Annotated in this window: 11 protein-coding genes; all 11 read left to right on the top strand. The window is 72.0% G+C overall.

All coding sequences use genetic code 11. The features are described from left to right. Positions 1-12 precede the first annotated feature (12 nt). Positions 13-1,566 carry a dipeptide ABC transporter ATP-binding protein gene (locus tag ABEA43_RS31345; RefSeq protein WP_345567454.1) on the top strand — a complete coding sequence of 518 codons (1,554 nt, stop codon included), beginning with the start codon at positions 13-15 and terminating at the stop codon, positions 1,564-1,566. Further along, entirely contained in the window at positions 1,563-2,555 is a 993-nt protein-coding gene (locus ABEA43_RS31340; protein WP_345567452.1) for a putative FMN-dependent luciferase-like monooxygenase, read from the top strand. Before ABEA43_RS31345 ends, ABEA43_RS31340 begins: the two co-directional genes overlap by 4 nt. After that, positions 2,552-3,142: a CMD domain protein gene (locus ABEA43_RS31335; RefSeq protein WP_345567450.1), complete on the top strand. Its 591-nt coding sequence runs from the start codon at positions 2,552-2,554 to the stop codon at positions 3,140-3,142. The genes ABEA43_RS31340 and ABEA43_RS31335 overlap by 4 nt, the downstream gene beginning before the upstream one ends. After that, positions 3,139-3,747, top strand: a complete 609-nt coding sequence (locus ABEA43_RS31330; protein ID WP_345567448.1) for an alkylhydroperoxidase domain protein — start codon at positions 3,139-3,141, stop codon at positions 3,745-3,747. The genes ABEA43_RS31335 and ABEA43_RS31330 overlap by 4 nt, the downstream gene beginning before the upstream one ends. Continuing rightward, entirely contained in the window at positions 3,744-4,370 is a 627-nt protein-coding gene (locus tag ABEA43_RS31325; protein WP_345567447.1) for a VOC family protein, read from the top strand. Before ABEA43_RS31330 ends, ABEA43_RS31325 begins: the two co-directional genes overlap by 4 nt. 237 nt (positions 4,371-4,607) lie before the next feature. Beyond that, entirely contained in the window at positions 4,608-4,697 is a 90-nt protein-coding gene (gene kdpF / locus ABEA43_RS31320; protein ID WP_345567445.1) for a K(+)-transporting ATPase subunit F, read from the top strand. Beyond that, the gene (gene kdpA / locus ABEA43_RS31315; protein WP_345567443.1) at positions 4,697-6,358 is read left to right on the top strand and encodes a potassium-transporting ATPase subunit KdpA; all 1,662 of its coding nucleotides are present in this window, start codon (positions 4,697-4,699) and stop codon (positions 6,356-6,358) included. The genes kdpF and kdpA overlap by 1 nt, the downstream gene beginning before the upstream one ends. 1 nt (position 6,359) lies before the next feature. Then, positions 6,360-8,459: a potassium-transporting ATPase subunit KdpB gene (gene kdpB, locus ABEA43_RS31310; RefSeq protein WP_345567441.1), complete on the top strand. Its 2,100-nt coding sequence runs from the start codon at positions 6,360-6,362 to the stop codon at positions 8,457-8,459. Further along, positions 8,460-9,287, top strand: coding sequence for a potassium-transporting ATPase subunit C (locus ABEA43_RS31305; protein WP_345567439.1), 828 nt, complete (start codon positions 8,460-8,462; stop codon positions 9,285-9,287). After that, positions 9,284-11,887 (top strand): DUF4118 domain-containing protein, encoded by a 2,604-nt coding sequence (locus tag ABEA43_RS31300; protein ID WP_345567437.1) that lies wholly within the window; start codon positions 9,284-9,286, stop codon positions 11,885-11,887. Before ABEA43_RS31305 ends, ABEA43_RS31300 begins: the two co-directional genes overlap by 4 nt. Further along, complete coding sequence (locus ABEA43_RS31295) at positions 11,884-12,552, top strand: response regulator (RefSeq protein WP_345567435.1); 669 nt, start codon at positions 11,884-11,886, stop codon at positions 12,550-12,552. The genes ABEA43_RS31300 and ABEA43_RS31295 overlap by 4 nt, the downstream gene beginning before the upstream one ends. Positions 12,553-12,594: the final 42 nt, after the last annotated feature.

Here is a 12,594-nt window from a genome sequence, read left to right as displayed (position 1 = left end):
GAGGGAACACCCGTGAGCCTGCTGGAAGTACGCGATCTGGCCGTCTCCTACGACGGCAGGCGCGCGGTCGAGGGGATCTCCCTCACGGTGGAGCCGGGCGAGGTCGTCGCCGTCGTGGGCGAGTCCGGGTCCGGCAAGACGACCACCGCGCACGCCGTCATCGGCCTGCTCCCCGCGAACGCCACCGTGGACGGCGGGCACATCCTGCTCGGCGGCGCCGATCTGGCCACCTGGCCGGCGCGGCGGATGGAGTCCGTACGCGGCGCCCAGATCGGCCTGATCCCCCAGGACCCGGGCAACTCGCTCGACCCGGTCAAGACGATCGGCACGCAGATCGGCGAGGTGCTGCGCATCCACAAGCGGGGCGACCGACGGGCCATCCGCGGCCGGGTCCTCGACCTGCTCGCCCGCGTCGGGCTGCCGGACCCGGAGGCCAGGGCCCGGCAGTACCCGCACCAGCTCTCCGGCGGCATGCGCCAGCGGGTGCTCATCGCCATCGCGATCGCGCTCGAACCCCGGCTGATCATCGCCGACGAGCCGACCAGCGCCCTGGACGTCACCGTGCAGCGGCGCATCCTGGACCTCATCGACGACCTGCGTGCCGAGTCGGGGACCGCGCTGCTGCTGGTGACGCACGACCTGGGCGTGGCCGCCAGCCGCTCCGACCGGCTGGTCGTCATGAAGGACGGCCGGATCGAGGAGCAGGGCCCGACGGCGGCCGTGCTGTCGTCGCCGCAGGCCCGCTACACCGAACGCCTCCTGCACGACGCCCCCGCCCTGTCGGCCGCGCCGTTCCGCGACCCGCCCGAGCCGGCGGCCGGCCCGGCGATCACGGTCCGGGACCTGGTCAAGGAGTTCAGGCTCGGGCGGCAGCCGTTCAGGGCGGTGGACGGCGTCTCCTTCGAGGTGGCGCGCGGCACCACGCACGCGCTGGTGGGCGAGTCCGGCTCGGGCAAGACCACCACGGCCAGGATGGTCGTGCGCTTCGAAGAGCCCACTTCGGGAACGGTGAGCATCGCGGGCGCGGGGGAGGGACGAGGGTTCCGCCGGCAGGTCCAGCTCGTCCACCAGAACCCGTACGGGTCCCTGGACCCCCGCCAGCAGATCGCCGACATCGTGGAGGAGCCGTTGCGCAACTTCCGGCTCGGCGACCGGGCCGCCCGGCGCGAGCGCGTGCTGGACCTGCTCGACCGGGTGGCGCTGCCGCGCGACGTGCGCACGCGCCGGCCTGGCGAGCTGTCGGGCGGGCAGCGGCAGCGGGTGGCGATCGCCCGCGCGCTGGCCGCCGGGCCCGAGGTGCTCGTGCTCGACGAGGCCGTCTCGGCGCTCGACGTCACCGTGCAGGCGCAGATCCTCGGCCTGCTCGAAGAGCTCCAGCGCGACCTCGGGCTGACCTACCTCTTCATCTCGCACGACCTGGCGGTGGTGCGGCAGATCTCACACACCGTCTCCGTCATGAACAAGGGAACCATCGTGGAAGCAGGAACGACCCGGGAGGTCTTCACCGCCCCCCGGCACGACTACACCAGAGAGCTCCTGGCGGCCATCCCGGAGCCGGTGCAATGAGGCTCGGCTTCTTCACCCGGCTGCTCGACGACGTCGCGCCGGCCGAACGCTACCGGCTGGCCGCCGAGCAGATCGCGCACGCCGAGTCCCTCGGCTTCGACTCGGCCTGGGTGGCTCAGCATCACTTCGACGGCGCCGAGGGCGGGCTGCCCGCACCGCTGGTGTTCCTGGCCCACGTGGCCGCGAGGACCAGCCGCATCAGGCTCGGCACCGGCATCATCACGCTGCCGCTGGAGCAGCCGGTGCGGGTGGCCGAGGACACCGCCGTGCTCGACCTGCTCACCGGCGGCCGGCTGGAGGTCGGCGTGGGCAGCGGGGGGACGCCCGCGTCGTTCGCGCCGTTCGGCCACGACAGCGCCGAGCGCTCCGCCATCTACGCCGGCCACCTCGCGACGCTGGTCAACGCGTGGTCCGGCGGCGAGCTCGGCGGCGGCAACCGGCTCTACCCGCCCGCTCCCAGGCTGGTCGAGGCCGTCTGGGAGGCCACGTTCTCGGTCAGCGGCGGCACGCGGGCGGGCAAGGCGGGCAACGGGCTGATGCTGTCCCGCACCCAGCCGCGGCCCGCCGACGATCCGCAGGCCACGCTCGCGCAGATCCAGCGGCCCATCGTGGACGCCTACCACGAGCACCTGCCGCCCGGCGCGACCCCGCGGATCATGGCTTCGCGGACCGCGTTCGTGGCCGACAGCAGGGCGGAGGCGCTGCGGTACGCCGAGCTCGGGCTCGGCCGGGGCCGGCTGCCGTTCGAGCTGCCCGACAGCGACCTGGACCGGCGCATCGCCGCGTTCGACGTGCACGTGGGCACCCCGCAGGACGTGATCGAGAGCCTGCGGGCCGATCCGACGCTCTCCCGGGTCACCGACCTGGTCCTCCAGGTGCACTCGGTCGATCCGCCGCACCCGCTCATCCTCCGCTCGATCGAGCTGCTGGCGACCGAGGTGGCGCCCGCGCTCGGCTGGGTCCCCGCCACAGAATTGAGCTCCACATGATCATCGATGTCATCGACCACCTGGCAGGCATCCAGCCAGGCTCGCCGCTCGACCGGCTGCGCGGCCGGCGCCCCGCCGCCCGCGAGCACGCCCAGCGCAGTTACGACGCGTTGTTCAGTCCCTGGGCCGAGGACGATGTCACGCTCGTCGAGCGCGACGCGGTCGCCGCGTTCGTGGCCGGGCTGCACCGTGACCCCGCCGCCACCCGCTTCTACGCCGACCGGCTGGCCGAGCTCGCGCCCGGCCTGCTGACCGTCGTGGAGTCCGAGATCGAGGCCGGCGGGACGACCGGGCCGTACGGGATCTACCCGGGCACGGGCCCGCTGTCGCCGGAGGACGACGAGGGGCTGCGCTACCGGGTGCGGCGGGCGGGGGAGGTCGGGGTGCGGCTCGCGGCCGCGTTCGAGCACGCCCACCTGCTCGTGTTCCGGCCGCGCGAGGCCGGGCGGGAGTCCCTGGACGCGCTGGCCCGCGCGGGCTGGAGCGCCACCGGCATCGTGACGCTGTCGCAGCTCGTGGCCTTCCTCACGTTCCAGATCCGCGTGGCCGCCGGGCTGCGCCACCTGCAGAAGGGACTCGCCTCATGACCGCCTCCCCCCGACTCGACGGGTCTGGGCGGGCGCAGCTCGCCTTCACGCGGGACCAGCTCGGCTGGGAGCCGTGGCTGGCGCCGCTGACCACGGAGGAGCTGACCGACGAGCACTACGAGGCGCTCGTCGACAAGGCCCGCGCCAAGTCGCCGCACTTCCTGCTGCTCGCCCGCGACCCGGGGATCCTGCACGCCAGGACGAACACCGACAACGACATCTTCCACAACACCGACGGCGGGCTGCCGCGCGCCGAGCGCGAGCTGGCCGCGACCGCCACCTCGCGGCGCAACGGCTGCGTCTACTGCGCCTCGGTGCACGCGCGCTTCGCGGCCCACTACTCCAAGCGCGCGGACGACGTGCAGCGGCTGCTCGACGAGGGGGTGCACGCGCCGCAGGACGGCAGGTGGCAGGCCGTCATCGACGCGTCCGTGGCGCTGGCGGCGACCCCCGGCGAGTTCGGTGCCGGCCACATCGAGGCCCTGCGCGCCGCGGGGCTCGACGACCTGGCCATCAGCGACGTCATCCACTCCGCCGCGTTCTTCAACTGGGCCAACCGGCTCATGCTCTCGCTCGGCGAACCCGTCGAGGAGCCCGCCTCATGACCGTCGATCTCCGCCTCGACCACCTCGTGCTCGCGGTCCCTGACCTGCTCGCGGGCGTCGCCGAGTTCGCCGCGCGCACGGGGGTCACGCCGGTGGCGGGCGGCAGCCATCCGGGCGGCACCGCCAACCACCTCGTGGGGCTGGGGCCGACCGCGTACCTGGAGATCATCGGGCCGGATCCGGCGGTGCCGGGGGCGCGGCCCCGGGCGTTCGGGCTGGAGTCGCTCGCCGAGCCGCGCCTGGCCGCGTGGGCGGTGCGGCCGGGCGACATCGACGCCTCGGTACGCCAGGCGCGCGAGCACGGCTACGACCCGGGCGACGTGCAGCCCCTCTCACGCCGCACGCCCGCGGGGACGCTCCTGGAATGGCGGCTGACCACGCGGGACGACCCGGCCGCGATCCGCCCGGTGCCCTTCCTCATCGACTGGGGCACCACGGGCCACCCCGCCGCCTCGGGGCTGCCGCAGCTGGGCCTGGCCTCGTTCACCGCCTTCGGTCCCGATCCCGGCGCGCTGCGGCGGGACCTGGCCGCGCTCGGCGTCGTGCTCGACGTCGAGGAGGGCCCCGAGACCGCGCTGCTGGCCGTGCTCGACACCCCGCTCGGCCCCGTCACCCTGCGCTGACCGAAGGCCTCTGTGTACGGATGGCGTCAAGAACTGCCCCTCACTCGTATGGAACCCGTCAAGAACGGAAAAAGCGCCGCATTTCATGGCTTTCCTAGGTCATGAACCGCTCATCCCGGGCGGTTCGGCAAATGTGTTCCGGAGTTGAGGAGTGGGGATGGCAGACGTCATCTTCGTCGCCCTGACGATCGCGATCTTCGTGATCTTCGGGCTGGTCGTCAAGGCGGTGGAGCGCCTGTGAGCGCGATCAATGCCACCGGTCTCGTGGTCGCCGTGGCCCTGGTGGTCTTCATGGTCGCGGCCCTGCTGTTCCCGGAGCGCTTCTGATGAGCCCCGCCGTCGCAGGGGCGATCTTCATCGTCTCCCTGATCGTCGCACTGGCGCTGGTGCACAAGCCGCTCGGTGACTACATGCACCGGGTCTACACCGGCGTCCGGCACACCGCCGTCGAGCGGGGCGTCTACCGGCTGCTCGGCGTGCGGGCCGACGCCGAGCAGAGCTGGGGCGTCTACGCGCGCGGCCTGCTGGCGTTCTCGGTGATCTCCATCCTGGTCGTGTACGCCCTCCAGCGGCTGCAGGACAAGCTCCCGCTGAGCCTGGGCCTGGCGCCGGTCACCGACCACATCGCCTGGAACACCGCGATCAGCTTCGTCACCAACACGAACTGGCAGGCCTACTCCGGCGAGTCCACCATGGGCCACCTGACCCAGATGGCCGCGCTGGCGGTGCAGAACTTCGTGTCCGCCTCGGTCGGCATGGCGGTGGCGATCGCACTGGTACGCGGCTTCGCCCGCCGCAGGTCCGAGACGATCGGCAACTTCTGGGTGGACCTGGTCCGCGGCACGATCCGCATCCTGCTGCCGATCGCGTTCGTCGGCGCGCTGGTCCTGGTGGCCGGCGGCCTGATCCAGAACTTCTCGGGCCTGCACGAGGTCACCACGCTGACCGGCGGCACCCAGTCGATCACCGGCGGCCCGGTCGCCTCGCAGGAGGTCATCAAGGAGCTGGGCACCAACGGCGGCGGCTTCTACAACGCCAACTCCGCCCACCCCTTCGAGAACGCCGCGACCTGGACGAACTGGTTCGAGATCTTCCTGATCCTGCTGATCCCGTTCGCGCTGCCGCGCACGTTCGGCCGGATGGTCGGCCAGGTCCGCCAGGGCTACGCCATCCTCGCCGTGATGGCCACGCTCGCCCTGGCGAGCGTCGTGCTGACCAACGTGTTCGAGCTGGCCGGCGACGCGACCGTGCCGCAGGCGGCCGGCGCGGCCATGGAGGGCAAGGAGGTCCGCTTCGGCATCCCGAGCTCGGCCACCTTCGGCGCCGCCACGACGCTCACCTCGACGGGCGCGGTGAACTCCTTCCACGACTCCTACACGCCGTTCGGCGGCATGATGACGATGCTCAACATGATGCTGGGCGAGGTCGCGCCCGGCGGCGTCGGCGCGGGTCTCTACGGCATGCTCATCCTCGCCGTCATCACCGTCTTCGTGGCGGGCCTGATGGTCGGCCGCACCCCCGAATACCTGGGCAAGAAGATCGGCGCGCGCGAGATCAAGCTCGCCTCGCTGTACTTCCTGGTCACCCCGATGCTGGTGCTGGTCGGCACGGCGGTCGCGATGGGCTCGCCGGAGCGGCGCGCGAGCATGCTCAACGCGGGCCCGCACGGCCTGTCGGAGATCCTGTACGCCTTCACCAGCGCCTCCAACAACAACGGCTCGGCCTTCGCCGGCCTCACGGTCAACACGCCCTGGTACGACGTGGCGCTCGGCCTGTGCATGGCCTTCGGCCGGTTCCTGCCGATCATCCTGGTCCTGGCGCTGGCCGGCTCGCTGGCCAGGCAGTCGCCCGTACCCGAGGGGGCGGGCACGCTGCCGACCCACCGCCCGCAGTTCGTCGGCATGGTCGTCGGCGTGACGGTGATCCTGGTCGCCCTCACCTTCCTCCCGGCACTCGCGCTCGGCCCGATCGCAGAAGGACTGTCCTGATATGTCAACCCCCGTGCTGGAGAAGCCGGCGCAGGCCCGCGGCCGCGTGGGCGGTGGGCTGCTCGATCCCAGGCAGCTCGTCGTGTCGCTGCCGGACGCGCTGAAGAAGCTCAACCCGGCCACGCTGTGGCGCAACCCGGTCATGCTCATCGTGGAGGCCGGCGCGGCGTTCACCACCGTGCTGGCGGTCCTGGATCCGTCGTTCTTCGCCTGGGCCATCGTGGTGTGGCTGTGGCTGACCGTGATCTTCGCCAACCTGGCCGAGGCCGTCGCCGAGGGGCGCGGCAAGGCGCAGGCGGCCACGCTGCGCAGGGCCAAGACGGACACCACCGCGCGCCGTCTGCGCAGCCGCACGTCGGCCGAGTGGGACGTGGTCGGCGCGCCCGAGCTGAAGCAGGGCGACTTCGTGATCGTCGAGGCGGGGGAGACCATCCCCGGCGACGGCGACGTGATCGACGGCATCGCCTCGGTGGACGAGTCGGCCATCACCGGCGAGTCCGCTCCCGTCATCCGCGAGTCGGGCGGCGACCGCTCTGCCGTGACCGGCGGGACGAAGGTGCTGTCGGACCGGATCGTCGTACAGATCACCCAGAAGCCCGGTGAGAGCTTCATCGACCGCATGATCGCCCTGGTCGAGGGCGCGAACCGGCAGAAGACGCCGAACGAGATCGCGCTCAACATCCTGCTGGCCGCACTGACGATCATCTTCCTGGCCGCCACCGTCACCATGCAGCCGCTGGCCATCTACTCCAAGCTCATCAACCCGGGCGTGCCGGATTCGCTCGCGCTCGACGGGAACGGCGTCACCGGCGTGGTGCTGGTCTCGCTGCTGGTCTGCCTGATCCCGACCACGATCGGGGCGTTGCTGTCGGCCATCGGCATCGCGGGCATGGACCGGCTGGTGCAGCGCAACGTGCTGGCCATGTCGGGCCGCGCGGTCGAGGCGGCCGGCGACGTGTCCACGCTGCTGCTGGACAAGACCGGCACGATCACGCTGGGCAACCGGCAGGCGGCCGAGTTCGTCCCGGTGGACGGCGTCACCGAGCAGGAGCTGGCGGAGGCGGCGCAGCTGTCCAGCCTGGCCGATGCCACCCCTGAGGGCCGCTCGATCGTGGTGTTCGCCAAGGAGCGCTACGGCCTGCGCGAGCGCGAGATCCACGGCGCCGAGTGGGTGCAGTTCACGGCGCAGACCCGCATGTCCGGGGTCAATCTGGAGGGCCGCGAGGTCCGTAAGGGCGCGGCCACGGCGGTGATGAAGTGGGTGCGCGACCACGGTGGGCATCCCACCGACGGGATCGGTCACATCGTGGACGGCATCTCGGCGTCCGGTGGCACCCCGCTGGTCGTCGCGGAGAAGGGCCGTGTGCTGGGGGTGATTCATCTCAAGGACGTGGTCAAGCAGGGCATGCGCGAGCGGTTCGACGAGATGCGCCGGATGGGCATCAGGACGGTGATGATCACCGGAGACAACCCGCTGACCGCCAAGGCCATCGCGGACGAGGCCGGGGTGGACGACTTCCTGGCCGAGGCCACGCCTGAGGACAAGCTGGCGCTGATCAGGAAGGAGCAGGAAGGCGGCCGGCTGGTCGCGATGACCGGCGACGGCACCAACGACGCCCCCGCCCTGGCCCAGTCGGACGTCGGCGTGGCCATGAACACCGGCACCAGCGCCGCCAAGGAAGCCGGGAACATGGTCGACCTCGACTCCAACCCGACCAAGCTCATCGAGATCGTCGAGATCGGCAAGCAACTGCTGATCACGCGGGGCGCGCTGACCACGTTCTCGATCGCGAACGACATCGCCAAGTATTTCGCGATCATCCCGGCCATGTTCGCGGCCGTCTACCCGGGCCTGGACGCCCTCAACATCATGCGCCTGGCCAGCCCGCAGTCCGCGATCCTGGCCGCGGTCATCTTCAACGCGATCATCATCGTCGCGCTGATCCCGCTCTCGCTGCGAGGCGTCCGATATCGGCCCTCCAGCGCCTCCAAGCTCCTGTCCCGCAACCTGTACGTCTACGGCCTGGGCGGCATCGTCGCGCCGTTCCTCGGCATCAAAGTCATCGACCTGCTGATCCAGTTCCTTCCGGGGATGTCTTAAATGGAACGTCTACCCAGCTGGCTGCGCCAGCACATAGCCGCTCTCAGGGCGGTCGCCGTCCTGACCGTGCTGCTCGGCCTGGTCTATCCGCTGGTCACCACCGGTGTCGCCCAGGCGCTGTTCAACGGCAAGGCGAACGGCTCCATGGTCAAGGGCGGGCACGGCAGCTCGCTGATCGGCCAGTCCTTCACCGACGCCGACGGCAACCCGGTCAGGAAGTACTTCCAGTCGCGTCCGTCGGCGGCGGGCGACGGCTACGACCCGACCTCGACCGGCGCCAGCAACCTCGGCCCCGAAGACGTCATCGACGTGCTGCCCAACGGGGCGGACGAGGGCAAGCAGTCGCTGCTGACCCAGGTCTGCGCCCGTTCCAAGGCGGCCGGCGAGCTGGAGGGCGTCAGCGGCGCCCGGCCGTACTGCACCTCCGACGGGGTCGGCGCGGTGCTCAAGGTCTTCCCCGACCGGGCCGTCAGCGTCAACCAGGCGTGCCCCGCGACCCCCTTCACGGCCGCCTACCAGGGGCTGAAGGTCGAGTGCGGCAAGCCGGGCGAGGACTACGCGGCCGGCCGGACCGTGCCCGTGCGCGGGGACGTGTCCACGGTGGACGTACCGGCCGACGCGGTCACGGCCAGCGGCTCCGGCCTCGACCCGCACATCTCGGTGGCCTACGCCGAGCTTCAGGCGCCCCGCGTGGCCAAGGAGCGCGGGCTGGCACCCGACCAGGTCAAGGCGTTGATCGGCGCGCACACCACCGGCCGGGCGCTGGGCTTCATGGGCGAGCCCGCCGTCAACGTGCTCGAACTCAACCTGGCGCTCGACCGCTCATGACCCGGGGCCGCCTGCGGGTCTACCTCGGGGCGGCGCCCGGGGTCGGCAAGACGTACGCGATGCTCGGCGAGGGCCGCCGCGGGCTGGAGCGCGGCCGGGACGTGGTCGTGGGTTTCGTCGAGACCCACGGCCGCGCCCGCACCGCCGCCCTGCTGGAGGGCATGGAGGTGATCCCCCGCACGAACATCGCCTACCGGGGGACCACCTTCGCCGAGCTGGACGTGGCCGCCGTCATCGAGCGGGCGCCCAAGGTGGCGCTGATCGACGAGCTCGCCCACACGAACGTCCCCGGCTCGCGCCACGCCAAGCGCTGGCAGGACGTGGACGAGATCCTCGACGCCGGGATCGACGTCGTCTCGACCGTCAACATCCAGCACCTGGAGTCGGTCAACGACGTCGTCCAGGAGATCACCGGCGTGCCGCAGCGCGAGACCGTGCCCGACGAGGTGGTACGCCGGGCCGACCAGGTCGAGCTGGTCGACATGTCCCCGGAGGCGCTGCGCCGCCGGATGGCCCACGGCAACGTGTACGCCCCGCTCAAGGTGGACGCGGCCCTGTCGAACTACTTCCGCGTCGGCAACCTCACCGCGCTGCGCGAGCTGGCCCTGCTGTGGGTCGCCGGCAAGGTCGACGACCAGCTCGACCGCTACCGCGCCGACCACGGCATCGCCACCACCTGGGAGGCCCGCGAGCGCGTGGTGGTCGCGCTCACCGGCGGCCCCGAGGGCGACACGCTGGTACGCAGGGCCGCCCGCATCGCCGCCCGCACCAAGGGCGCCGACCTGCTGGCCGTCCACGTCACCAGCGCCGACGGGCTGGCCGGCGCCGACCCGGCCGGCCTGGCCCGCCAGCGCACCCTGGTCGAGAGCATGGGCGGCAGCTATCACCAGGTCGTCGGCGACGACATCCCGCGCGCGCTGCTCGACTTCGCCCGCGGCGTGAACGCCACCCAGCTCGTCCTCGGCGCCTCCCGCAGGGGCCGGTTCGCGCAGATCTTCGCACGCGGCGTCGGCGTCGAGACCACGGCCCGCTCCGGCTCCATCGACGTCCACATGATCACTCACGACGAGGCCAGGAAGGGCCGCCGACCGGCTCGCTCCAGGGCCGCGCTGACCCGCACCAGGCGGCTGAGCGGCTGGGCGCTCTCCGTGGCCGGGATGCCCCTGCTGACCGCCGCGCTGGCGCCGTTCCGCGACGTGCTGTCGCTGCCCAGCGAGATCCTGTTCTTCCTCTGCCTGACCGTCGGCGTGGCGCTGGCGGGCGGCATGTGGCCGGCCATCACCGCGGCGATCGGCGGGTCGCTGCTGATCAACTGGTTCTTCACCCCGCCGGTCGGCGAGTTCACCATCTCCGATCCGGAGAACCTGTTCGCGCTGGTCGTGTTCGTGCTGGTGGCCGCGGCGGTCAGCACGATCGTGGACATCGCGGCCCGCCGTACGCGGGAGGCCGCCCGCGCCGCCGCGGACGCCGAGCTGCTGTCCACGCTGGCCGGGCACGTCCTGCGCGGCCAGGCCGCGGTGTCATCGCTGCTGGAGCGGACCCGGGAGACGTTCGGCCTGACCTCGGTCACCCTGCTCGAACGCCGCCCGGAGAGCGGCCGCACCCCCGACCACCGCTCGGATCCCGACGCCTGGCGGATCGTGGCCACCTCCGGCGGCGCGCCGTCCACCTGCCCTGGGCAGTCCGACACCGACGTGGTCATCGACGACGACATGATCCTGGCCGCCCAGGGCGGGCCGCTGGACGCCGCCGGCCGTACGGTGCTGGAGGCGTTCGCCGCCGAGGCGGCCGTCGCGCTGCGCCAGGAACGCCTCCAGCAGGCGGCCGAGCAGGCGCGCCCGCTGGCCGAGGCGGACAAGATGCGCACCGCGCTGCTCGCCGCCGTCAGCCACGACCTGCGCACCCCGCTCGCCTCCGCCAAGGCCGCCGTCGAGAGCCTGGGCAACACCGAGGTCGCCTGGAGCGTTCGTGACCGCGCCGAGCTGCTGGCCACCGCCGGGGAGTCGCTCGACAAGCTGGACCGGCTGGTGGCGAACCTGCTCGACATGAGCCGCCTGCAGGCCGGCGTCCTCGGGGTCACGCCGCAGCCGCTGGCCCTGGAGGAGGTCGTCCCGCGTGCCGTCGACGACCTCGGCCCGTTGCACGACCGCGTGGAAGGCGACATCTCCGTCGAACTGCCCGAGATCCTCGCCGACCCCGCCCTGCTCGAACGCGTCCTGGTCAACCTCATGGCGAACGCGGTCCGCTACAGCCCGCCCGGCAAGACGGTGCTCATCACGGCGAGCTGGCACGGCCAGCACGTGGAGATCCGCGTCATCGACCGTGGTCCCGGCATCCCGGCGGAGGCGCATGACCGGGTGTTCCAGCCGTTCCAGCGGCTCGGTGACCGTGACAACCACTCCGGCGTCGGGCTGGGGCTGGCGTTGTCGCGCGGGCTGGCCGAGGCGATGGGCGGCACGCTCGTTCCGGAAGAGACACCAGGTGGAGGTCTCACGATGATCCTGACCTTGCCGATCGCGCCACGGATCCCCCCGCGGCCCCCGACCCTAGCCTCGGCCCCGACCCCAGCCCCGATCCAGGACAGGGAGGCGACGCTGTGACGCGCATCCTCGTCGTCGACGACGAGCCGCAGATCCTGCGCGCGCTGCGCATCAACCTGGCGGCGCGCCACTACGACGTCGCCGTGGCGGCCGACGGCGGCTCCGCCCTGCGCGCGGCCGTGGACGCCGCTCCCGACCTGGTCATCCTCGACCTGGGGCTGCCCGACCTCGATGGCGTGGACGTCATCCACGGCCTGCGCGGCTGGACCACGATCCCGATCATCGTGCTGTCCGGCCGGGCCGGGAACCAGGACAAGATCGAGGCCCTGGACGCGGGCGCCGACGACTACGTCACCAAGCCGTTCGGGATCGACGAACTGCTGGCCCGCGTACGGGCCGTCACCCGGCGGGCCGCCGTCCAGGAGGCCGAGCTGGCCAGCGTCCGGGTCGGCGACCACGTCGTCGACCTGACCAGCAAGACGGTCTCCGGCGACGTGCGGCTCACGCCCACCGAATGGCACATCCTGGAGCTGCTCCTGCGCCACCCCGGCAAGCTGATCAGCCAGCGCCAGCTCCTCACCGAGGTCTGGGGCGCCAACTACGTCAAGGAGACCCACTACCTGCGCCAGTACCTGGCCCAGCTCCGCCGCAAGCTCGAACGCGACCCGGCCCGCCCCGCCCACCTGATCACCGAACCAGGGATGGGCTACCGCTTCACCCCCTGACCCGGCCTGTTACATTCTGGGCGGTAAAAGAGCGTGCTGGAG

It is taken from the genome of Nonomuraea rosea (assembly GCF_039539705.1).
GTDB lineage: Bacteria > Actinomycetota > Actinomycetes > Streptosporangiales > Streptosporangiaceae > Nonomuraea > Nonomuraea rosea.
This window is presented reverse-complemented; position numbering and strand designations above follow the sequence as displayed.